Origin of the sequence: Halanaerobacter jeridensis (genome assembly GCF_016908315.1) — a bacterium.
Classification (GTDB): Bacteria; Bacillota; Halanaerobiia; order Halobacteroidales; family Halobacteroidaceae; genus Halanaerobacter; species Halanaerobacter jeridensis.
Window position 1 is genome coordinate 87168 of record NZ_JAFBDQ010000002.1, and the last position, 23337, is coordinate 110504.

General features: G+C 31.6%; 20 protein-coding genes. 18 read left to right on the forward strand and 2 right to left on the reverse strand.

The features are described 5' to 3' along the window. The first annotated feature begins 4 nt into the window (after positions 1-4). The 15 genes from JOC47_RS02235 to JOC47_RS02305 all read left to right on the forward strand — a co-directional run bounded on the left by JOC47_RS02235 (position 5) and on the right by JOC47_RS02305 (position 15758). Positions 5-2647 (forward strand): Hsp70 family protein, encoded by a 2643-nt coding sequence (locus JOC47_RS02235; RefSeq protein ID WP_239550871.1) that lies wholly within the window; start codon positions 5-7, stop codon positions 2645-2647. Between the two features lie 34 nt (positions 2648-2681). Next, positions 2682-3452: a hypothetical protein gene (locus JOC47_RS02240; protein ID WP_204700345.1), complete on the forward strand. Its 771-nt coding sequence runs from the start codon at positions 2682-2684 to the stop codon at positions 3450-3452. A 385-nt stretch (positions 3453-3837) separates the two neighbouring features. Next, positions 3838-4266, forward strand: coding sequence for a DnaJ domain-containing protein (locus tag JOC47_RS15615; protein WP_204700346.1), 429 nt, complete (start codon positions 3838-3840; stop codon positions 4264-4266). A gap of 20 nt (positions 4267-4286) precedes the next feature. Further along, on the forward strand, positions 4287-4919 hold the full coding sequence (locus JOC47_RS02250) for an FHA domain-containing protein (protein WP_204700347.1): 633 nt from the start codon (positions 4287-4289) through the stop codon (positions 4917-4919). 18 nt (positions 4920-4937) lie between these two features. Beyond that, positions 4938-5474 carry an FHA domain-containing protein gene (locus tag JOC47_RS02255; protein WP_204700348.1) on the forward strand — a complete coding sequence of 179 codons (537 nt, stop codon included), beginning with the start codon at positions 4938-4940 and terminating at the stop codon, positions 5472-5474. A gap of 30 nt (positions 5475-5504) precedes the next feature. Next, positions 5505-6335 carry a PP2C family protein-serine/threonine phosphatase gene (locus JOC47_RS02260; protein ID WP_204700349.1) on the forward strand — a complete coding sequence of 277 codons (831 nt, stop codon included), beginning with the start codon at positions 5505-5507 and terminating at the stop codon, positions 6333-6335. Between the two features lie 19 nt (positions 6336-6354). Next, the gene (locus JOC47_RS02265; protein WP_204700350.1) at positions 6355-7455 is read left to right on the forward strand and encodes a PP2C family protein-serine/threonine phosphatase; all 1101 of its coding nucleotides are present in this window, start codon (positions 6355-6357) and stop codon (positions 7453-7455) included. A gap of 56 nt (positions 7456-7511) precedes the next feature. Further along, a complete protein-coding gene (locus JOC47_RS02270) occupies positions 7512-8438 on the forward strand; it encodes a hypothetical protein (RefSeq protein WP_204700351.1) in 927 nt (308 codons plus the stop codon). Between the two features lie 6 nt (positions 8439-8444). Next, entirely contained in the window at positions 8445-9377 is a 933-nt protein-coding gene (locus tag JOC47_RS02275; protein ID WP_204700352.1) for a serine/threonine protein kinase, read from the forward strand. Positions 9378-9618: 241 nt separating this feature from the next. After that, complete coding sequence (gene accD / locus JOC47_RS02280) at positions 9619-10533, forward strand: acetyl-CoA carboxylase, carboxyltransferase subunit beta (protein ID WP_204700353.1); 915 nt, start codon at positions 9619-9621, stop codon at positions 10531-10533. Beyond that, entirely contained in the window at positions 10520-11476 is a 957-nt protein-coding gene (locus JOC47_RS02285; protein ID WP_204700354.1) for an acetyl-CoA carboxylase carboxyltransferase subunit alpha, read from the forward strand. Before accD ends, JOC47_RS02285 begins: the two co-directional genes overlap by 14 nt. A gap of 35 nt (positions 11477-11511) precedes the next feature. Next, on the forward strand, positions 11512-12516 hold the full coding sequence (gene pfkA / locus JOC47_RS02290; RefSeq protein WP_204700355.1) for a 6-phosphofructokinase: 1005 nt from the start codon (positions 11512-11514) through the stop codon (positions 12514-12516). Between the two features lie 31 nt (positions 12517-12547). Beyond that, positions 12548-14305: a pyruvate kinase gene (gene pyk / locus JOC47_RS02295; RefSeq protein ID WP_204700356.1), complete on the forward strand. Its 1758-nt coding sequence runs from the start codon at positions 12548-12550 to the stop codon at positions 14303-14305. A 74-nt stretch (positions 14306-14379) separates the two neighbouring features. Then, positions 14380-14886, forward strand: a complete 507-nt coding sequence (locus tag JOC47_RS02300; RefSeq protein ID WP_239550872.1) for an FxsA family protein — start codon at positions 14380-14382, stop codon at positions 14884-14886. A 338-nt stretch (positions 14887-15224) separates the two neighbouring features. Next, a complete protein-coding gene (locus JOC47_RS02305) occupies positions 15225-15758 on the forward strand; it encodes a LysM peptidoglycan-binding domain-containing protein (RefSeq protein WP_204700357.1) in 534 nt (177 codons plus the stop codon). On the opposite strand, the gene JOC47_RS02310 is transcribed toward JOC47_RS02305, so the two are convergent. Beyond that, on the reverse strand, positions 15755-16492 hold the full coding sequence (locus JOC47_RS02310; RefSeq protein WP_204700358.1) for a TIGR03915 family putative DNA repair protein: 738 nt from the start codon (positions 16490-16492) through the stop codon (positions 15755-15757). The two genes, JOC47_RS02305 and JOC47_RS02310, sit on opposite strands and share 4 nt — an antisense overlap. A gap of 31 nt (positions 16493-16523) precedes the next feature. Further along, on the reverse strand, positions 16524-17762 hold the full coding sequence (locus JOC47_RS02315; protein WP_204700359.1) for a putative DNA modification/repair radical SAM protein: 1239 nt from the start codon (positions 17760-17762) through the stop codon (positions 16524-16526). 235 nt (positions 17763-17997) lie between these two features. On the opposite strand from JOC47_RS02315, the gene JOC47_RS02320 reads away from it, so the two are divergent. The 3 genes from JOC47_RS02320 to JOC47_RS02330 all read left to right on the forward strand — a co-directional run bounded on the left by JOC47_RS02320 (position 17998) and on the right by JOC47_RS02330 (position 23311). After that, a complete protein-coding gene (locus tag JOC47_RS02320) occupies positions 17998-18969 on the forward strand; it encodes a hypothetical protein (protein ID WP_204700360.1) in 972 nt (323 codons plus the stop codon). 329 nt (positions 18970-19298) lie between these two features. Then, complete coding sequence (locus JOC47_RS02325; protein ID WP_204700361.1) at positions 19299-20981, forward strand: porin family protein; 1683 nt, start codon at positions 19299-19301, stop codon at positions 20979-20981. Between the two features lie 17 nt (positions 20982-20998). Next, positions 20999-23311 (forward strand): hypothetical protein, encoded by a 2313-nt coding sequence (locus tag JOC47_RS02330; RefSeq protein WP_204700362.1) that lies wholly within the window; start codon positions 20999-21001, stop codon positions 23309-23311. Positions 23312-23337: the final 26 nt, after the last annotated feature.

Genomic DNA, 23337 nt, shown 5'->3' on the forward strand with positions numbered 1-23337 from the left:
TATCATGTCTTATCGCTTAAACCCAGGTCAAACAAATTATCGTAATAGATATTTTACTAGAAGTGAATTAGAAGAAATGTCTACTTATACTCTTCATAAAATTTGTCGAGAGTATAAAATAATCAAAGGTTATCAAAACTCTTCTAATCGTAAGCGTTTAATAGAATTAATTTTAAAATATAGAGGAAAGAAAATATCTCATTTGATTGATCATTCTCAAACAGGAGGTTTTAATCGTTTACAAAGTATTTTAAATCAACAGTTAGCAACTGAAAAAGATGCCAAGCAGCGAATAAAGGTACCAGCTAAAATGATAGTCTATCCTAATATCGGAGTCAAAAAAGAGGATATGTATGAAGTAATTACTAAAGATTTATTAAGTGAATCGAATGTATTATTAGTCAATGATAGAAATTATTTGTGTGGTATTTTTAACTTAAAAAAATATAAACAGCAAAAAAACAAATATTACTTAACTGCTGCTAAAAAGAATTTGAGATTAGATGGTTTAAAGAATAAGAATTATAGTTTTTTATTTTTCGATAAAAATGATTCTGAGTACTTACACAAAGCGTATTATCAAGAAGAACGACTACCGCCTCGTAGTTTAAGTTGTTATAAAGTGCCGCTAAATGATTTTGAAACTAGGGAGTTAGAAAAAACTAAAGCAATACTTTGTATTGATTTTGGTACTTCTAATACTACAGCGGGGGCATATTTAGATAATAACTATGTTTCTTATTTATCGACGAATGATATTTTAAATAACCGGATTCAAATTGACCAGACTAATTTTGTTAGGTTCTCTTATGAAACTTCACGACAAAAAGAATGGATTGCGATGAGTCCGACTATAGTTTATGTTTTAGATTGTAAAGACCAAGACAATATTAAATTTTTATTTGGATATCAAGCAAAACAGCAGATGAAAAAGAAAGATTATTCTACTAAGGCTAGTGTATTCCAAGGAATCAAAAGATGGGTTAATACTTATCAAGTAGTGGAAGAAATTCATGATGAAGATGGGAATACCATGAAGATTACTCGTGGGGAAATTATAAAAGCCTATTTAGAATATATAATTCAAAAAGCTGAACATCAATTTAAATGTAAGTTTAAGCGTGTTCACATTTCTAGTCCTGTAAAATTGAAATCACAGTTTGGTACAATGTTTGAAAATATTATTGAGGATTATGAAATTGAAACTAAAGATATGCTCGATGAAGGTGTTTCTGTTCTTTATAATACAATTATTAATCAGATCGATAAGCGCAAATTTTATAATGGTCAAGAACATAAAGCATTAGTGATTGACTTTGGAGGGGGAACTACAGATTTATCATCTTGTTTGTTTAAAATAGAAGAGGATGATATTTCTTATAAAGTTAAAATAGAAACTAGTTTTGAAAATGGAGATACAAACTTTGGTGGTAATAATTTAACTTATCGAATTATGCAATTTATGAAGATTGTATTTGCTCATTATTATCAGAATGAGGGCCAAATGATAGATATTGATGAGTTAATAACTGTTCCCCAAGGTAATATGTTTAGGTATGTAGATGAATTTGGAATCAGTGAGATTTATGCTGATTTAGAAAAGAAATATGAAGAAGTAGAAACTATAATTCCTACTAAGTATAAGAAGTATGAAAATAAAAGTAGCGATGATTATCAAAAGGTAAAGAACAATTTTTATTTTTTATGGGAAATAGCTGAAAATATGAAAAAAGAATTCTACAAGCGGACTAATATTTTACGCAATAAGTTTGATTCAGCGGAATTTTCTCAAGGAGGCAATGACTTACATGTTACCTCTTTAAATAAATGGAATTTATCAATTGTTAAAGAGGGGTTATTAGAACAGATTAATCGCTTTCCTGATGTTGTATTTAATATTAAAGAAATTAGTAAGTTGATCAAAGCTGATATTTATAATATTGTTCGCAAATTTTTAGAGAGATTTTATGAAAATAGAGAGTTAATGGATTATTCTATTTTAAAACTGACAGGACAATCTTGTAAAATAGATATTTTCAAAGAAGCTTTAAAAGAGTTTGTTCCAGGGAGAAGTATTGAATATAAAAGAGAAAAAACAAGTAAAAGCAGTATTGAATTAAAACTCTCTTGTCTTAAAGGAGTTATTAAATATATGAAGGCTAAAAAGTTAGGGGATATTGAAGTTGATATAGAGCAGTCAGCTCCAATTATTCCTTATGCAATAAGTGCTCATTCTTATACTACAGTTACTAGAGAAGAGGTTACTCTAATTGAAAGTCAACAGCGAATTAATCAAGCGACAGGAAATATTTCTAAGCCTTTAAGTACAGAAGAAATAAAATTTTATTTAAAGACTGATGAAGGGGTACTCAAAAAAGAATATATTTATGAAAATAATTGGGAGCAATATGAAAAGACAAAAGTAGAACAGATTGCAGAAAAGTATCAAGGTAAAATAATTCAACATGATACAGATACAATTAGGAATAATGAGGTTAAATTCTTTTTGTTTACCGAAACTGGAAGTTGGGGATTTTTTGTATTACCGTTATGTAGAAGAAAAGATCAGCTATATGTAGGTCCCAAAAGATTTTTCACCTTTGAAGATGATTTATCAACTTTAGATTTCTTTGATGGTCTAAAATAAATATTAAATTTAGTAATTGAGAAAGGATGATATTTTGTATAATAATCAATTCCCATTTTTCAATAGAGGTGCTATTTTAAAAAAAGAGCTATTGAAGAATTTACGTGATTTCCCCCGTGATGTAGTGGACCTTTATTTTGCTGATTACTCAGAAGGGGTTTTAGCCGGAAGTGCTCTTGAAATTGTAGGAGAAGAAATTGTCATCCAAGCAGGTCTTATTAAGTTTAATGGTCGGATATATTTGCTAACTGAAGCTGAAAGAATAGCCTATCAACCGACTAATGAAGATATGATAATCAAAATTAAATTTCCTACAGCTGAAGAAAGTAATGAATTTAAAACTTGGGATAGCGAACTATTATTGAGTTCGGGAACGGAATTAGCAGAAAATGAATTCGAATTAGGGAGATTTAAGCTGAGGGAAGGAGCAAAATTAAGGACAGATTACAATGAGTTTTCTGATTTTGCTACTGAATACAACACAGTTAATATTATTCATGTTAAGTATTCTAATTTAGGGAAATTTACTATGCATCCCTTAATTATGGATTTTTTCGCACATAAAATTTTAAATAGCGATACGGATAATCAATTTGATATTTCTTTTGCCATGCAAACTCTCCAAGCAAGAACAGTTAGTAGGGAGTTAATAAAAAGTTATTTAACAAGAAAATTAGAATTAACGCAAAAGAGTTATAGCAATTTAGAAATATATAATTATTTAACTCAAATAATTAGGCAGTTATCGCGGTATCAATTTAAAAACACCCAAATGAAGCGAGAGAATAAAATATTAATAGATTAATCTTATATAAAGTGTAGCGGCGGGATTAAGATAAAATGATTTCTTCACTCCTGAATCTAGTTTGATTCGTCTAAACTTGTAAAAATAATTAAATTTAACTTAATTAAAAGAAATTAAACAATACAAAATTTAATTATTTTTTACTTCATTAAGACTTGTCTACAAACTAGATTTAAAGTCGTTGTGAAACAATTTTATCTTAATCCAAGGCAGTCTTACTTTAATGGTGGGAGCAGGAATAGACTATTTTGAGATTACTTATTTTTTGATTGTGCACTTTGGTTTTGACTTTATGTTTTTAGCTTTTGACCTAAACTGTCTTAATATAAAGTGGCACAAAAGTGCTACTTTATATGGATAAAAAAGAAAGGAGCAAAATAATTTAATGAAAAATTATTATAAGATTTTAGGGGTTAGTTTTGATGCAGAATATGCAGAAATAAAGAAAGCCTATCGTAAATTATCCAAAAAGTATCATCCGGATATTAGTAAGGAAAAAAATGCTGAGCAGAAGTTTAAAGAGATTACTAAAGCCTATGAAATACTGAGTTCAGAGGAAAGTAGAGCAAAATATGATCAAAAACTAAAGCAGCATTCTCGGCAGCATAGAAAGAGTGCTAAGCAAAGTCAAAAGAAAAGTAAATCACAGAGCAATTTTAGTCAAGGTGATTTTGATAAATTTGAGGAGCGATTTAAAGACTATTTTGGTTTTGATCCTGAAACTAAAGAAAAGATCAAGGAGGAGGAAGATGAAGGTGAAGGTTTAAACACAGATGATTTATTCAACAGTTTTTTTGGGGTAGGTAAGAAATAAACAAAGGGAGGATTTGAGTTATGAAGAAGTTCTTGCGGCTGATTAATATTCCTCGTCATATTAGAAATTATTTATTGCGACGAAAAATCAAGCAGAATAAAAACCCTGCTAAAACGAGAAGTAATAAAGGAATGTGGCTGAAAGTTATTAATTTTTTGATTATTGTGGGAGTTATAGGTGAATTAACTTATCTGAATTTGAAATATAAAAATCCATATTTATTTTTTAGTAGTCTAGGCATAGTTGCAGTAATTTCTATCTTTTTTTTAGTTAAAAAGATTAGACAATTTAAAGATAATGAAGTCGAATATCAAAATATTAACAAGCTGATTTTAAAGGATGATACAGGGAAGATAATTGAACAGTGGACTTTAAATGATAAAACTGCCCTATTAGTAGGAAAAAAAGCCGAAGTTAATAATGTTGATGTAGATTTGTCGCGGGCAACTTATTCATCTTTGATCAGCCGAGAACATGCTGTTTTAAATAATGCAGAGAACAAGTGGTATTTTGAAGATTTAGATTCTTTAAATGGTAGTGGGATTCGCCGCAAATATGATAGTAAAAAATCCAAAGTAAATCCTGGACAACCATATAAAATAAATGCTGGAGATACTCTGTATATTGCTAATACTAAACTAATGATTCAGTAGAACTTAGGAGGGTAAATTATGAATATGAGTAGATGTCAAAACGGACATTTATATAATCCAAAAAAGTATGATAAGTGTCCTTATTGTGATGCAGATGTGTTAGAAGAAAACCAAAATTCACAGCAAAGTCGTCCGCAGCAACAAGAACAAAATCAGCCCCAAACTGGTGAAAAAACATTAGCCTATTGGGATGGTCAGGACGGATCTAATCCCGTAGTGGGTTGGGTAGTTTGCATTGAAGGAGTAGAAAGAGGTCAAGATTATCAAATCAGGAGTGAAAGAAACTTCATTGGCCGTTCAGAAGATATGCATATTAGTATTAAAGGAGACCAGAAAATTTCGCGTCGTAATCATGCAATTATCAGTTACAATCCTAAAGAGCGTAATTTTGTGATGATTCCTGGTGCTGATACAACTGGAATAGTTTATATTAATGGAGAAGCTGTCTATTCTCCAACAGATTTAACACCCTATGATGTAATAGATATGGGAGAGAGTAAATTTATATTTATTCCGTTATGTGGGCAACACTTTGAGTGGGAAAATGAAGTTTAAAAAAACAATCAGGAAGTTGGAGAGGAGAAAATGATATTGGGTTTACCGCAACTTTTGTTAGTAACGATAACTCTATTAATTGCTCTTAAATTTGCTTTGGAGTATTATAGTAAAGATAACAGAGAGCTTCCTGCACTAAGTATTGCTAATGCTCAAAATATAGGGACTAGAAAAAGGCAGGAAGATTCTTTTGCTACTATTAAAGATGAAGATCAAGTGCTGGCTGTTGTAGCTGATGGAATGGGTGGTTTTCATTCTGGCAAAGAGGCGAGTGAATTAGTTACTAAAAACTTTATGGAACAATTTTGTAGAACTTATGATATTAATTCAGTCAGTCAATTTTTAGTTAATACTGTAGAAGATAGTAATCAAAAGTTACAACAAAGAATGGAGATTGAAAAAATTGGTACTACTTTAATAGCAGTTCTGTTAAAAAAAGATTTATTATATTGGATTGCGGTAGGGGATAGTCATTTATATTTATATCGTAATCAACAGTTAAAGCAGTTAAATACAGATCATATATTTGCTAAAAAACTACAAAATTCTTATCAGGCGGGAGAAATCAGTCGCTATAAAATGTTAAATCATCCCCAGCGTGAACGATTAACTAGTTATTTAGGACAAGAAAATTTAGCAGAAATAGATTATAGTATAGATCCAATTGAATTGCAGAGAGGAGATAGGCTGGTTCTCTGTACTGATGGAGTTTATGATAGTATTTCAGAATTAGAGTTGAGTCAATTATTAAAGCAGCAAAAGGAAGACCAAATAGTAGCAGAAGAAATTATAGCAAAAGTTATGTCCAAAGGGCAACCTAAACAAGATAATGCAACTGTGGTTGTATTAGCAAAAAATTAAATTAGATGGAGGGACGGCAATGAGGCGAGAAAATAGTGATTTCGGGACTAAATTTATTACTTCCCCCGGAGATTTTAAAATCAATAAAGATTATTTTGCTTATTTAGAATTAGATGACTATGCTTGTTGGGTCTTAGCTGATAGTTTAGATTCAGCTACAGATATCTTAAGTGCAGAAATAGTAGTTAATAGTATTTTAAATGATTTTAGAGAGAAACCATCTTTAAAAAAAAGAAAGATTAAGAAATATATTAAAAATTCTCACCAGCGATTAAAAGAAGAAAGTAGAACTATGAGTTTGCAGTCGACAGTATTAGTTGTAGTTAGTGATTACCATTCCCTACGTTGGGGTTATATAGGTAATACTAGATTATATCATTTACGGAAAGAAAAGATTAAAGCTAAAACTAAAGACCATAGTATTGCTCAGATGATGGTAGAGGTAGGAGATATAGGGGAACAACAGTTGAATCAGCATCAAGAAAGAAATAATTTAGAGCAGTATTTAGGTCAAGAAAAGAGTATTAGCCCTACAATTGCTAAGAAAACTGAACTGAAAGATGATGATATTTTAATTCTTTGTACTTCTGGATTTTGGGAGCATATCAGTGATTATGATTTAGAATCTGATTTAGAAGAAGTAAAAAGTCCTCAAGAATTAGTTGAAAAGTTAGAATTGAAAATGCTGAGTCAGGCTAGCAATAGTTTAGATAATTATTCGGTTGTTTCAGTATTTGCTAATAAGGTACTGCAGGAAAAAGTAGGAAAAAAGAAGTTTTCTATTAAGAAAATTGCTATGATCTTAATCCCTATTTTGTTTTTATCTGGAGGAGTCTTTCTTTATAATAAACGAGTTAGTAAAATTAGAGCTAAAGTGATGGCTGCTAAAAGTAAATTTAATCGAGCTAACCGTCTGATTAAAAAAGGGCAGGGGCGAAAAGCTAGACCAGAATTACAAAAAGCTAAAGAGAGTTTTAAAAAATTAGGCAAAGATGAGGAAGTAGCTAAAATTAATAAACAATTAGAGCTTGTTAATGCTCAAGAATTAGAAGCAGAGGGAGATAAGAAGGTTACTGCTAAAGATTATGTAGGGGCTCTGATTATAAAGAATCAAAACTGATTTATTTAAAAGTAGGAGAGTATAATCTTAAAGAGATTGAAAATAAAATTTTCCGTTTGACCAGAATTTTAAAGGGAAAAGACTATGAGCGAGAAGGAACAGAATCTTATAATTCTGCTGCCTATAGTGAAGCAAAGCAGAAATATAATTTAGCCTTAGAAATCTATCGTGAATTTAGCTTGCAAGATGAAGTGAAAAAAATTGATCAGCAGTTAAAAAAGATAGATGAAAAGCTGAGTAATGATGACCAGAACAAGAAAATTAAAGAGATTAGAGCTGAAGCGAATGAGTATTTACAGATTGGGGATTATAAAAGTGCGATTAATAAATATATTGAAGCCAAAGTTATTTCTTCTAATTTAGGTTTAACTAAAGAAGTCAGTGAGATCAATAATAAGATCAAACAAATTAATAATCGTTCAATTATAAAAAAGGCTGAGGAATATGAGGATACTGCCGCAATTCAATTAAATAAGCAGAACTTCTCTGAGGCATTATTCAATTATAAACAGGCCGAAAAGATATATTCAGAATATGGATTATCAGATAGAATTTCTAAAGTTAGAGAAAAGGTAAAAAGTGTTAAAGAGATTAAATTATTAACTGAAGCTGAAAATAAAGAAGAACTAGGAGACAGACAGTTTGATAATCAAAAATATGAACAGGCTATAAGTAGTTATCAACAAGCTCAAGAAATTTATAAAAATGCTCAATTAGAGACTAAAGCTAATAAATTAGGAGAAAAAATTATTAGTGTAGAAGTAGCTAAAACATTTAACAAAGCTAAAGAATATGAAAAGTTAGGAGATCAGTTAGCAGGGGAAGAAAATTATAAAAAAGCAGTTATCAATTACAAACAAGCTCAAGGGATTTATAGTAAGGTAAATAAATTAAAAGATTTTAACCGAATTCAAGAAAAAATTGATAAAGCTAAAAATGAACAGAAAGGTTTTTTTGAACGTCTATTTTCTTTAAAGGAGTAATTAACGATGGTTATTCATAATCAAAAAGTTGATTATTTATATCTACCAAAAGGAACAATTCTAAATGATAAATATCTAGTTAAAGATAAATTAGTGCCTAAAAGTAATTTGTCTATTGTCTACTTGGCTGTTAATTCTATCACTGGAGAAAAGGTAATAGTCAAGGAATTTTTTCCACAGGAATTAGTACTTAGAGACCTTGATGGAATAAAAGTTGTCCCAAAATACTCTAATCAAAAATCATTAAAAAAAGAAGTGAGTTTCTTTTTACAAGAAGCTAAAATCATGAAACAGATTAAAAGTCCTGGTGTTGCTTGCTGCTATGATTACTTTAAAGCTAATAATACTGGATATATAGTATTAAAGTATTATCAAGGAGCAAATTTAAAAGATTATTTTAAGCAACAGCAGTTAGACTTAAGAAAGTTTCTACTGCAAGTTTTTTATCCGTTATTAAAGACAGTTGCTAGCATTCATGAACAAAACTACATTCACCGTGATTTAAAACCTACTAATATAATATACACCGATAAACCGATATTAATAGATTTTGGTTCGGCAGTTCAATATACAACTACGGAAAATAAAAGAAGAGTTTTAACCCCTGGTTATTCCCCCTTGGAATTTCATTCAGAAGAAAGTAAACAAGGTCCTAGTTCAGATGTTTATAGTTTAGCAGCTATTTTATATTATTATTTTACTTTTCAACCACCTTTAGCTGTTAAAGAAAGAATTATTGAGGATAGTTTATTGCCTGTTTCTGAATTTAACCCCTGGGTTTCTCAGGGGTTAAATGATTTTATAATTAGGAATTTATCTTTGGAATCTAAATATAGAGACCAAAGTATTGCAGAATTTAGATTGAATTTAAGGCTTGAGTATCTTAAAATAAAAAGTAAGAAAATTCTTAAATCTTTTTTTAGTAATTTATTTTCATAGACTAGTTTCTCTGCTCTAAGATAATTTAATAGTAGAATAGTTGCATTTTATTGATTATATGGTATAATATGAGCAGTATATTGTGGAGTAAAATACTAAGTATTATGTTTTATCAATTTTGTTTTTGTGTATAATATTGATAGAGTCTTAAAAAAGCATCTTTTTAAAATCAAAGGAGATGTAATTAAAAAGTTTAAATATGTAAAGAATAAAATGATATGTTTAGGGTGAGGTGGAAGTCTTGTTAAAGGACTTTTTTAGTAGTAAATCAAAATATGTGACTGTTGAAACAAAGAAAAGAACTAAAAACAGAGATGAAGAGACAAATGAACAGAAACGAAAGAAAGAAATGCCGGATGATTTATGGACTAAGTGTGACGAATGTGAAGAAATTATCTTTAACAAAAAATTGGCAGAAAATTTAAAGGTTTGTCCAGAATGCGACTATCATTTCCGCTTAACAGCTACAGAAAGAATTTCACTATTAGTTGATAATGAAGATGACTTTGAGGAATATGATGGTGATTTAGAAGCTGGAAATCCGCTAGATTTTCCTAATTATGAAGATAAAATTAAGAAATATCAAGAAAAAACTGATTTGAAAGAAGCTGTATTGACTGGAGTAGGTAAAGTTAATGGTTATGAAGTTTCTTTAGTTGCTTTAGACTACAGATTCTTGATGGGTAGTATGAATTCAGTTGTAGGAGAGAAAATAACTAGAGCTATTGAAAGAGCCATCGAATTAGAATTGCCTTTGATTATTGTTGCTGGAGGTGGCGGTGGTGCTAGAATGTATGAAGGAATGTTATCCTTAATGCAAATGGCTAAGACTAGCGCTGCTTTGAAAAAATTAGATGATGCTGGTCAATTATTTATTTCTATAGTAACTGACCCGACTTTTGGTGGTATTTCAGCTAGTTTTGCTTCTTTAGGTGATATTAATATTGGTGAAGCCGGGGCTAAAGTAGGTTTTGCTGGTCCTAGAGTAATTAAACAAACTATTAATAAAGAATTACCTGATAATTTTCAAACTTCTGAATTTTTACAAAAGAATGGAATGATCGATAAAGTGGTTGAAAGAAAAGAACTAAAAGATTTGTTAGGAAAATTATTAGATATTCATAATGTTAGAGGTGACGATAATGGGGGACAATAAATTAGATTTTGAGCAACCTCTGATTGAGTTAGAAGAAAAGATTAATGAATTAACTGAATTTATGGAGACGAAAGATATAGATTTAACTGATGAGGTTGATAGATTGAAAAATAGAGCAGATACTGTGCGGGAAGAAATATTTGCTAATTTAGAGCCGTGGCAAATTTTAGAGATAGCCCGTCATCCTGAACGGCCGACAGTTTTAGAATATACTCAGATGATGTGTGATGAATTCATAGAATTACATGGTGATCGCAATTTTAGTGATGATAAAGCTTTAGTTGGTGGGATTGGTAAACTGGGTGATGAAGCAGTAACCATTATTGGTCACCAAAAAGGTAAGACTACCAAAGAAAATATAAAGAGAAACTTTGGTATGGCTCATCCAGAAGGTTATCGTAAAGCTCTGCGTTTAATGAAACAGGCTGAAAAATTTGATCGGCCAATTATATCTTTAATTAATACTCCTGGAGCTTATCCTGGTATTGGAGCTGAAGAAAGAGGTCAAGCAGAAGCAATTGCTCGCAATATGCGAGAAATGATAGATTTAACAGTTCCTATTATTATAGTGGTAATTGGTGAAGGAGGCAGTGGAGGTGCCTTAGGTATAGGTGTTGGAGATAAAATTTTAATGTTAGAATATAGCTATTATTCTGTTTGTTCTCCTGAAGCTTGTGCTGCTATTTTATGGGAAGATTCTGATCAAGCTGAGACTGCTGCTGAAGCCTTGAAATTAACTGCTAAGGATTTACTTGAACTAGATATTATAGATGATATTATTGCTGAACCTCCTGGTGGTGCTCATAGAGATTATGAACGTAGTGCTAAATTATTAAAAGAGGAAATTCTTAAAGAAATTAAGCAATTACAACAACTATCTCAGGATGAATTATTAGAGCTTAGATATAATAAATTCAGAAAGATGGGTCAGATTAAAGAATAGTAAGTATTAATTTTAGGGAGGGGATTAATAAAAAAATGAGTAATTTAGCTGTTCTTACTAGTGGTGGAGATGCACCAGGCATGAATGCAGCAGTTAGAGCTGTTGTTAGGAAAGCACTTAGTGAAGGCCTTGAAGTATTTGGAGTTCAAAGAGGTTATGCAGGTGTTATAGATGGAGATTTTATAAAATTAAATAGTAGTTCAGTAAGTGATGTTATTGGTCAAGGTGGAACCTTTTTGCGTTCAGCTCGTTGTGATGAGTTTAGAACTCCAGCAGGGCGTAAAAAAGCTGCTGAGAAATTGCGGTCTAAAGGTATAGAAAATTTAGTAGTAATTGGTGGAGATGGTTCTTTTACTGGAGCTAAACTACTATCAGAAGAAACTGGCATTAATACTATTGGAGTACCTGCTACTATTGATAATGATATTGCTTGTACTCATGATTCTATTGGCTATGATACAGCTTTAAATACTATTATTGATGCGATTAGTAAAATTCGTGATACAGCTAGTTCTCACGAAAGAGCATTTGTAATTGAAACAATGGGTAGACATGCTGGTTTCTTAGCTTTAGCAGCTGGATTAGCAGGAGGCGCAGAATCTATTTTAGTGCCTGAGCGGAAAACTGATGTTGACGAAGTATGTCAGACAATTCAGAAAGATTATGAAGAAGGAAAGATACATAGCATTATTCTAGTTGCTGAAGGTGTAGAACTAGAAGGTCAAAGATTTGAAACTAATCGTGAAATGAATGAAAGTCCTGCTTTTGCTTTAAGTAAAGAGATTAGTGATCGTACTGAATTTGAAGCCCGAGTTACTATTTTAGGTCATATTCAAAGAGGAGGGGCTCCAACAGGCAGAGATAGATTATTGGCTAGTAGATTAGGAGCTGCTGCTGTAGATAGACTATTGGCAGGAGAATCTAATGTAATGGTGGGATTAGTTAATAGTCAAGTTCAGGCATCACCAATTAAAGATGCAATTGAGCAAGAAAAAGAACTAGATATGGACTTATACGAGTTATCAACTATTTTATCTTAAGGATGAACATAAATTAAGGGGGAGAAATTAAATGAGAAGAACAAAAATAGTTTGTACAATAGGACCTGCAAGTGATGATAAAGAGACTTTAACTGAATTGATTGATGCTGGAATGAATGTAGCGCGGTTAAACTTTTCTCATGGAGACCATGCAGAGCAAAAAGCAAAGTTAGAAAGAATTAGAGAAATTACTAATAACAATGAGGGTGATCGTAAGGCTGCTATCTTGTTAGATACTAAAGGTCCTGAAATTAGAACTGGAAAATTAGAAACTGATGAAAAAGTGTACTTAGAAAAAGGGCAAGAATTTATAGTGACTACTGAAGACATTGCTGGAAATAGTGATAAAGTTTCTATTTCTTACAAAGGAATTTGTGATGATTTAGAAACAGGAGACACTATTTTAGTTGATGATGGGTTAATTGGTTTAGAGGTTAAAGAAATCCAAGACCCAGAGATAACTTGTGAAGTAATTAACGGAGGTAAATTAGGATCTACAAAAGGAGTTAATTTACCAGGAGTACCAGTTAGATTACCAGCAATTACTGAGAAAGATGTTAATGATATTAAATTTGGGATTGAAAATGAAGTTGACTTTATTGCTGCTTCATTTATTAGAAAAGCTGATGATGTATTATCAATTAGAGAAATTTTAGAAGAACATGATGCAGATATTAATATTATTGCTAAGATAGAGAACCAAGAAGGAGTAGAAAATGTTGATGAAATTCTAGAAGTAGCTGATGGTTTAATGGTTGCTCGAGGTGACTTAGGTGTAGAAATTCCACCAGAAGAAGTTCCTGCTGCTCAGAAAATGATGATTAAGAAGTGTAATAGAGCAGGTAAGCCAGTTATTACTGCTACTCAAATGCTTGACTCTATGATTGAAAATCCACGACCTACAAGAGCAGAAGCAAGTGACGTAGCTAATGCAATCTATGATGGTACCGATGCTACAATGTTATCTGGAGAAACTGCTATGGGGGATTATCCAGTCGCTTCTGTTGATACAATGAATAGAATTGCAAGAGAAACAGAAAAGGCATTACAATATGAGCAATTAATTGATCGACCAGATTTAACACCAGCTAAAACAATTACTAATTCTATCTGTCATGATACTTGTAAGACAGCTTATGAATTAGATGCATCGGCTATTATTACTTCTACTCGTTCTGGATATACGGCTCGTATGGTTTCTAAGTATAGACCATATGCTCCAATTATTGCAGTAACACCAAACAAGAAAGTATTTAATAAATTAATTCTATCTTGGGGAGTTAAGCCAGTATTAGCAGATATCACTCAAAATACTGATGAAATGATTGATAAATCAGTAGAAGCTACTAAAGAAGCTGGTTATATTGAGAATGGTGATTTAGCAGTAATTACTGCTGGAGCACCAGGAGTACCAAGTACAACTAATCTATTAAAAGTAGAAATTGTTGGAGAAGCTGCTTTACGTGGAGTTGGAGTAGGAAATAAAGCAGCAAGTGGGAAAATTTGCGTAGCTGAAAATGCTGATGATGCAATTGAAAATATTGAAGATGGAGATATTTTGGTAGCACCAGAAACTACTAAAGCTTATGCTCCAGCATTAGAAAAAGCAGTAGCATTAATTACAGAAGAACCAGGAGTTACATCTCATGCTGCTACTAAAGGAATGGAATTAGATATTCCAGTAATTGTAGGAGTATCAGGAGCAGTTAGAGATTTATCAACTGGTGATACTGTTACAGTAGATAGTATTCGTGGTTTAATTTATAAAGGTGAAGCTAAAGTACTATAAAAGTTTTAAAATGGTTAAGATATTAAGTGCGCAGCTATTTAGCTGCGCATTTTTACTATTAAGGAAGTGATAGTATGTTGCTTAAATTAATTTTGATATTTAGTATAGTTCCTTTGTTAGAATTTATGTTATTGATTAAATTAGGTGGTGTCATAGGTTTAGGTGCTACTATTTTATTAGTAGCAGGGACTGGTGTAGTAGGTATTTCAATTGCGCGCCAGCAGGGCTTAGCAATTATTTCTGATATTAAAATGAAATTTAACCAGGGCCAAATGCCCAAAGATGAATTGCTAGATGGAGGGCTAGTCTTAGTTGGCTCAGCAATGCTATTAACCCCAGGATTGATTACAGATACTTTAGGGTTTTTATTGATTGTACCATTTACTAGACCAATCATGAGAAAAATTGTGCGAGATAAAATCTTGAGTAATTTTGTTGTGTCTCATAATCTCAATAGAAATGACCACACAAATCAGCAAGAAAGTTATCATGATGATTATACTGTGGATAATGATGAGGAAGTAATTGATATTACAGATTATGAAGAAATAGAAGAAGAACAGAATGATAGTAACGAGTGAGCATTAAAATAGAATGAAAGATATATTTTAAGAGCAATTGCGTTTTAAAGCGTAGTTGCTCTTTTTCTATATAAAGCTTCACTTTGCAGTGAAGCTTTATAGCTAGAAGTAAGTAGCTAGGAGCTAGTAGTTAAAAACATAAAATCAAATTCAAAACCTAAAACATTAACCTAGTATTCAATAATTCAAAGCTATGAACTGTTTTTTGGTTTTGAATTTACTACTAGCCACTAGCTTTTATCTACTAGCTAGTGGCACGATAGTGCCACTTTATATAGATTAACATTTACTAGAATCAGGAATATAATATTATAACAACTAAAGAAAGGAGTGATTTGATGCCTAATGGTAGAGATTGTCCTCCCGATACTGAAGAATATATAATTAAAGAAGGGGATACTTTATATAAAATAGCTCAAAATTTTGATACTACTATCTCAGCTTTGATTGGTGCTAATCCAGGAATTAATCCCAATAATTTAAAAGTAGGAGATGCTTTATGTGTACCATTGCAAAAAAGGTTCCCCTCTTGTCCGGAAGAAAATTATTATCGGATTCAGGCTGGAGATAGTCTATACAAAATTGCCCAGAGATTTAATATTTCTGCTGATGATTTACAAGAGGCTAATCCTAGATTAGATCCTGATAATTTACAGATTGGAGAGGTGATATGCATTCCTGTGGCTACACCGCCAGTAGAATGTCCGGAAGGGTCAACGGCTTATTTGGTGCAAGAAGGAGATACTTTTTATTCAATTGCTCGTAAATTTAGAGTGTCAGTTGAAGATTTGCAGGCAGCTAATCCAGGTGTTGATTCTAGTGGTTTATTGATTGGACAGAAAATTTGTATACCAACTGAGATATTGCCTTAGTTATTTTTTTCTACTAAGTGTTTCCAATATTTTTTAGGCATGTTTTGCTGTTGCAATTTCTTGTTTTGACGATTTTCAATAGCAATGCTGTCAAAAAATTCTTGCCAGAGATCTTGATATTCTTCTTCCATAGCTGATAATTCAATTTCTGTTTCAGTTAAAGGAGTTAAAGCCCATTCTTGTTGGTTATAAATTGCTGCCCACTCTCGAGATAGGTCATGGATGATCCAGTCTTGATCACTCAGTCTTTTGGCAAAATGACGAGCTAAAATTTCGATAATATTGTAATCTGGTTCCATTGGCCCGTAATAAACTCCATTTTTCAAAGTTCTAAAGCGCAGTAGACCTTTCATCCGGTGTGCTTCACGACTAACTTTTCTGCGGGCTGATTTTATTTTTTTGACTATATCATTAGAGTGAAATTTATTGACTTGTCCTCCTTCTTTAAAAGCTAATTTCAGGTAATGAAATAAGTTGATTTCAATTTCTTCTAATTCAGATAAAAAACAATAATAAACAGTTCTAAGAGTATAACTAGAAATTTTATCTTTAATAGCCGCATATACTTTATCAGATTTTTCTTCGTCCGTTTCTATTTTTTTAGTAGTACTAAATAAATTAGTAGTGAAATTTTCTTCACTGACTATTTGTTCAGGGGGGTTGTCACTGTAAAAAGCTTCATAAATAGCGGTTAGAAAGCCTTGAAAACTACCATCATAAATAAAATAAAGCATATTGTCACCTCGAAATCGTTAATAATAATCCTTAAAAGAGCGATAATTGTGTGTATTTATCCTGTTTGCCCACCTTATGTTTGAGTTTTTGCCGTAGAGAATCAGGGTTAAAAGCAAAGTCACCATAATATTTTCCGCGGCAAGTAATAAAGTACTTGGCCCTATTAAGAGCAGGACCAATTTTTTTGAGGTCTTGGTAATTGAGTGCTTTTTCCTGCCGTGCTGAAATTATTTTTTTAGCTGATCGCACTCCAATTCCTGGAATTCTAAGTAATGTATCATAGCCTGCCTTATTAATTTCTATCGGAAATATATCTAAGTTTCTTAAAGCCCAATCCATTTTCGGGTCAAAATCTAAATCTAGTTCAGGATTGCCTTCATTTAATAATTCATCCGCTGAAAAACCATAAAATCTCAGTAACCAGTCTGCCTGATAAAGACGATGTTCTCTTAATAAAGGCGGTTTAGGAATAGCAGGTAAATTAGAATCTTGATTTACAGGCACATAAGCCGAATAATAAACCCGTTTTAAATTCATTTTTTGATAAAGACTCTCTGATAGTCTTAAAATTTGATAATCAGGCTCAGGTGTAGCTCCAACTATTAACTGGGGGCTTTGACCTGCTGGGACAAATTGAGGAGCATTGTTATATTTTTTTCTGTTAGCTTTACTTTCTACAATTTTAGAGCCAATCATATTCATAGGCTTTAAAATATCTTCTTTCTTCTTACCAGGGGCTAGTTTTTGCAAACCATCATTAGATGGTAGTTCAATGTTGACACTCATTCTATCAGCATAAGTACCAGCTTCTTGAATCAGTTGTGAATCAGCCCCTGGGATTGCTTTTAAGTGGATATAACCATTAAATTTATGTTCTTCTCTTAACTTTTTAACAACTTCAAGCATTTGTTCCATAGTGTAATCAGGATTTTTTTCTACTGCTGAACTTAAAAATAAGCCTTCAATATAATTGCGGCGATAGAAGTTAATAGTTAATTTAATTACTTCTTCAGGCGTAAATGAAGCTCTCTGCTTATCATTTGAAGCTCGATTAATACAGTAAGCACAATCATAAATACAGTTATTAGTAAAAAGAATTTTTAATAGTGAAATACAACGTCCATCTTCAGACCAACTATGACAAATACCATTCCGGGCAGCATTGCCTACTCCTCCAGATTTGTTAGAGCGACTACTGCCGCTAGAAGAACAGGAGGCATCATATTTAGCTGCATCTGATAAAATACTTAATTTAGTTTTTAAATCCATAATTATCCCTGATTATAAAGCATAGATATAAAAATAGGATTTATAATCAGGTCTCACACCTCCATTTTAAATAATTTTTATTATCTTAAGATAAATTATAACATATGATAATTATTATTTTAATCAATTATCTATATAGTATTTTTTTACATTTATTGCAGGAAATTGATTATAGGTCTATAATAAGTTATTTAGAGAGTAAATTAAAATTTATATGAGGAGGATTCTAGAAATTATGAAGAGAAAAGGTTTAATGATTATGTTGGGATTAGTAATTATATTAGCTAGTACTACAGTAGCTAATGCTACTACAAATCGAATGAGAGTGCTAGGGAATGGGGGGTTAGTAGGAATTGTCAGTGATGAAGCAATTGATTTAGAATTAAATTCAGCTCAATTATCTCGAATTAATGATAATAAATTATTTATGGATATGCACCTGAGATTAGAAGATGATGAAAATTATTTTTTCTTGGCTCCCAAGGTAGCTTATCAATTACAGTCTAATAATACTTTAGGAATTTATGCTGATATTAATTCACATGAAGATAGAGATGATGTACTAAGTTTTCGCATTGCAGATGCAATACAGATTGATGATAAATTAGCAATTGGTGGTCGAGTAGGAATGGTCGATTGGAAAGATGAGAATGAGGTTGTATTAGAGGGCGGGTTTGTCTATCAACCTTCTGCTACAATTACAATTGATGGATCTCTAGGTATTAATCATGGTTTTCAATTATATGATAATATTTATGAAGATAATACTAATTTATTTTTAAGAAGAACTAAAGAAATTAATAAAGATGAAAGTATAGTTGCTCTAATTGATCTTGAGTTTTATGATGATGAGTCTGAGGAAAGTCAAAAAATTGCTATTGGTAAAAACTCTAGATATAAGGATTCTTTTTTAGCTTATGGACTTGATTTTTATAATCAGGATGATTACACTAAAATTGATTTCAATTGGGGTGCAGAAAGTATTATTACTGAAAAAGTTACGCTGCGAGTGGGTAGTAAACATAGATTGTTTGCTAAAAATAATGATGATGAAAAGCTATCTACACCAAGATTAAATCATGTGAATGTAGGTTTGACTTACAATTATAATCAGCAGACTCAAATAGATATTGCTTATTTACCTTATGTTCAGCTAGGTGATGATGCTACTACTGATATAAATATATCCTTAACTAAAGTTTTTTAATTAGAAAATCATAATGATTAGATTAAGCTATTTAGTTCAAGATTGATCTTGAACTAAATAGCTTTTTTATTTTTTTGTTTTGCTTAAAATATTGCTGAATTGACTTTAGAACAAATTTTAAAAGATTTATAAAAACGCAAGGTAATTAAAGATAAATGAAGAATAATGTAATATGATGTTGTATTTTCACATTTTAGCAGTAGTAAATTTTATTTTGCGATTTTAACTTAATGTATAAATTATAATAATTTAAGTAATTTGTATTAAAGCAGAAAGGAGGTAGTCAGGCAAGTTTATCCCTATATAGGGATTACACTGCCGATTACAATATGAAAAAAAAGACTTTGTTGATTGTAATAGTAGTATTATTTCTGATCAACTTTAGTTCTGAAGCTAAAGTTGATTTTTCGGGGGAAATTGAATATAAACTTAATAACATAAGTGTTAATAGTGATAATGGACAATATATTGAAGATGTTTTTTCTAAATATAATAGTGAAATTTATGATTCAGAATTTGAACAGTGTCTAATAACTCGCTTTAATCATCAGTTTTCCTGGGGAGAGAGTAAAATAAGATTAGGGTTATTAGAAGGTGATAGTGATGATTTAACTTTAGATGATTTTTTATTTGATTTAGCTTGGCAGGATAGTGTTAAATTTAGAATAGGAACAAGAGTTAGACCTGAACTTAGTAAATATATATTTAGTAATAGTGAGAAAAAAGAATGTAATAATGAAGAGGCAACTGCAGGAGCAATAGCTGAAATTAATTATAATAATTTAAAAGTGCTACCTCTTTATTTGCAGGTTGAAGAAGATATAGAAGATTTTACTTCAGATATAAATGTTTATGGTTTAGATACTAATTTCTTAGCTAAAGAGAATTTAACTATTGGGACAACAGCCTTGAAAACTGTTCCTCAAGAAGAGGAAATTAATGATATTCAGTCACAAAATAATTATAGTTTGACTGTGGATTATCAACCGCGAAAGTGGTTAGGTATAGATGCAGATTTAGCTCGTTCAGCCCAAGAAGATGAGAGGTATAGTGAAGAAGTTTATGGTAATTTAACTGTATTAAATTTTTCTACTGAGCTTAATTCTAAGTTAAACACAGAATTTAGTTATCAAGATGTGCATGAATTATATGCACCTATTAGAACAACAAAGTATGAAGAAGAATATAGGTTTAGAGAAAATGATTATAATCAAGGCTATAAGATTACAGGAAATTATAGATTACCCCCTCGATGGAAATCTACTTTAAAGTTTAAATATAGTGATTTTATGCGGACTAATTCTTATATTCAGGCAGACCCTTATGTACAAAATTTAGGGGTGGCGGAACAGTTAGAAGATAATCAGATTAAAACATATGAATTGGGACTTATTAGTGAAAGAGCTCGTGTTTATTCTCGTCTGTTTTACACTCATGAAGTAACTACTAATGATACTGATCCTTCTATTGTAGTTGATCCAACAGAAGAGGCAACAGAGAATGAAGATCGAGATAGTAATTATAGCCCGGGGTATAAAGATAAGACCTTAGATACGATTCATCTGTATAGCAAATATAAAATTTTAATTGCTAGAGATTATAATTTTAATATTAGTGGACGTTATGTTTGGGAACAAGAAAATAATAAATATCATAATCACAATCCTAATCTAAGTAATCAAATCACAGAAAATATTTATATTTTAGGATTTGATGGTGCTTATAAGGTTAATTCGCGCTGGGATTTTAACGGGCAGTATAATATAGAGTATCATGATATAGATTTTGAAGTGGGGAATAATCAAGCAGCTTGGACTGAAGGGTTGTTGCATGATGTAGACTTCAATTTTAATTATCAACTAAGTGAACAGAGTAGTTTGAATTTAAGCTATAATTACCGTATTTATGATTTACTTGATTATGATTTAAGTGGAGAAGGAGAAATATATCGCTACTATGACCATGATTTTAATACTCATGAGATTAACCTGAGTCTGACCACTAAATTTTAACTGAGGGGGTAGTCTAAATGATAAAAAAGTTGTTTTGTAGTTTATTATTAATTTTGTTATTAGCAGGTTGTAGCAGTAGTGATAGTTTAGAGAAGAGTATTGATTATGGAAAATTAAATTTACTGCCTCCTGAAACTTGGGATCAGGCAACAATTGATAATTCTCAAATTATTATTAGTGATGGAGAAACTAAAACTCAAGATAATAATTGGGGACTGCGTAAATTAGAAGAAGGAACATATATAGTACGTGTTGAACACGAAGATTATTTTAATTATGGACAGGTTATTGAAGTTAGCGAGGACCAAATAACTAAATTAGATCCTGATTTAACTCAGTTTTCAAAAGATAGACAAGTAATCTCTAGAATTAATAATGATGGCAAGTTTCAATCTTTTCATGAGGGGCAGTGGAGTAATGATTTTATAGTAGAAGGAGTCAATTTAGGGTTAGGAAAGCCTAATCATTTTCCAGGTGATACTGCAATTACTAAAGCAGAATATTCGCGGTGGTTAGAGATGATTGGAGAGATGAATGCTAATGCAATTAGAGTTTATACTATCCATCCTCCTGGTTTTTATGAAGCATTATGGGAATATAATCAAAATCATAGCCAGCCTATTTATATACTACATGGGGTTTGGGCCAAGGAAGAAGGGCTAGCTCCAGAGAGTGATGTATTTAGTGAGCAAGTGATAGATGAGTTTGAAGCAGAAATCAAAGATGTGATTGATGTTGTTCATGGTCAGTCGATCATTGAACCTAGACCTGGTCATGCTAGTGGTGTTTATAAGCATGATGTATCGCAATATGTTTTGGGCTACATTCTAGGAATTGAATGGAATCCGGATTTAGTCCATAATACTAATCAAGAGAATGTATCAGATTTTAATGGGGATTATTTTAAAACCACTAATGCTGACCCGTTTGAAATATGGTTGGCCCAACGAATGGAAACTGCAGTGCAATATGAAGATAATAAATATAATAAACAGCGTTCTATTAGTTTTACTAACTGGGTTACAACAGATGCTATTGAAAATAAATCTAAGGCTAATGAACCAGAATTAAGTCAGCGCTTAGCTTCGATTAATGCGGATCATATAGAGCCTAAGTCGAGCTTTAATGCTGGATATTTTGCCTCTTATCATGTTTATCCTTATTATCCGGAGTATATAAATTTAAAATATGATAGTAATAATTATGCTCAATATTTAGCTGAATTAAAAAATGTGCATCAAGTGCCTATTTTAGTAGCAGAATTTGGAGTTCCTAGTTCGAGAGGAAAAGCTCATAATAGTGCTCAAAATAATTTGAACCAAGGTTTTTTATCGGAAACAGAGCAGGGAGAAGGAGTTGTAAAATTATTTAATGATATTAAAAATCAAAATTTGATGGGCGGCTTAATCTTTAGTTGGCAGGATGAATACTTTAAACGAACCTGGAACACTGCTGATTATGATAATCCTTCTCGCCGACCATATTGGCCTGATATTCAGACTAATGAACAATTTTTTGGGTTGCTGAACTTTGATGTGAGAGCAGAAAAGAATATTTATATTGATGGCTCTGATGAAGGTTGGAATCTAGATCAATCATTTTATCAAAGTGAGAATCATAGTGTATTTGAAAAGATGTATGTTAATCATAATCCCGAAGGTCTTTATCTACGGATTCATTATCAGAATCAGATAGATTTTAGTACTGAAGAAAGTTATATTTTATTGGATACTGCACCTGATTTAGGGCAGAATAATTTGTTAGGTCAAAACTTAGAGCAGGGGATAGATTTTGTAGTTAAACTTGCTGGGACAGAACAATCAAGAGTGTTAGTATCAGAAGATTATGATCTCTTTGCTTATGAATATGGAGATCAAGTGACTGCTAGTTATCCTTATACTATTGATGGATTTAATCCAATGCGGATGATTCTTAAGAAAGGTGGAGATTTACCTTTTGACTATTACGAAACAGGAAAGTTAATGTTTGGAAATGGTAATCCAGATGATAATAATTATAATTCGCTAACAGATGTAGCAGTGAATGATAATGTCTTGGAGTTAAGAATTCCCTGGGGGTTATTAAACTTTAAAGATCCCAGCCAACGTGAAGTAATGGGTGATTTCAATCAATCTGGTTTTGATTCTTCAGAGTTTATAGATGGTATTAGTATCCGCTTAGTTGGGGAAAAGAATGGTAGCTTGACTCCTTTATGGCCGGCAGATAATGCTGATGTTAAAAAGTATAGTTGGGATACTTGGAATCAAGTGCAGTATCAAGAGAGAAAGAAGAAAAGCTATGAGTTAGTTCAAGATTTATTTGCTAAATAATTATAATTACACAGATTGATGTAGAT

Excerpts from the sequence above, each read along its gene's own strand:
- JOC47_RS02320 (WP_204700360.1), top strand. The coding sequence starts at position 17,998 with ATGAAGAGAAAAGGTTTAATGATTATGTTGGGATTAGTAATTATATTA.
- JOC47_RS02260 (WP_204700349.1), top strand. The coding sequence starts at position 5,505 with ATGATATTGGGTTTACCGCAACTTTTGTTAGTAACGATAACTCTATTA.
- JOC47_RS02305 (WP_204700357.1), top strand. The coding sequence starts at position 15,225 with ATGCCTAATGGTAGAGATTGTCCTCCCGATACTGAAGAATATATAATT.
- JOC47_RS02265 (WP_204700350.1), top strand. The coding sequence starts at position 6,355 with ATGAGGCGAGAAAATAGTGATTTCGGGACTAAATTTATTACTTCCCCC.
- JOC47_RS02285 (WP_204700354.1), top strand. The coding sequence starts at position 10,520 with ATGGGGGACAATAAATTAGATTTTGAGCAACCTCTGATTGAGTTAGAA.
- JOC47_RS02315 (WP_204700359.1), bottom strand. The coding sequence starts at position 17,762 with ATGGATTTAAAAACTAAATTAAGTATTTTATCAGATGCAGCTAAATAT.
- JOC47_RS02250 (WP_204700347.1), top strand. The coding sequence starts at position 4,287 with ATGAAGAAGTTCTTGCGGCTGATTAATATTCCTCGTCATATTAGAAAT.
- pyk (WP_204700356.1), top strand. The coding sequence starts at position 12,548 with ATGAGAAGAACAAAAATAGTTTGTACAATAGGACCTGCAAGTGATGAT.
- JOC47_RS02275 (WP_204700352.1), top strand. The coding sequence starts at position 8,445 with ATGGTTATTCATAATCAAAAAGTTGATTATTTATATCTACCAAAAGGA.
- JOC47_RS02325 (WP_204700361.1), top strand. The coding sequence starts at position 19,299 with ATGAAAAAAAAGACTTTGTTGATTGTAATAGTAGTATTATTTCTGATC.
- JOC47_RS15615 (WP_204700346.1), top strand. The coding sequence starts at position 3,838 with ATGAAAAATTATTATAAGATTTTAGGGGTTAGTTTTGATGCAGAATAT.
- JOC47_RS02300 (WP_239550872.1), top strand. The coding sequence starts at position 14,380 with ATGTTGCTTAAATTAATTTTGATATTTAGTATAGTTCCTTTGTTAGAA.
- JOC47_RS02235 (WP_239550871.1), top strand. The coding sequence starts at position 5 with ATGTCTTATCGCTTAAACCCAGGTCAAACAAATTATCGTAATAGATAT.
- JOC47_RS02330 (WP_204700362.1), top strand. The coding sequence starts at position 20,999 with ATGATAAAAAAGTTGTTTTGTAGTTTATTATTAATTTTGTTATTAGCA.
- JOC47_RS02310 (WP_204700358.1), bottom strand. The coding sequence starts at position 16,492 with ATGCTTTATTTTATTTATGATGGTAGTTTTCAAGGCTTTCTAACCGCT.
- pfkA (WP_204700355.1), top strand. The coding sequence starts at position 11,512 with ATGAGTAATTTAGCTGTTCTTACTAGTGGTGGAGATGCACCAGGCATG.
- JOC47_RS02255 (WP_204700348.1), top strand. The coding sequence starts at position 4,938 with ATGAATATGAGTAGATGTCAAAACGGACATTTATATAATCCAAAAAAG.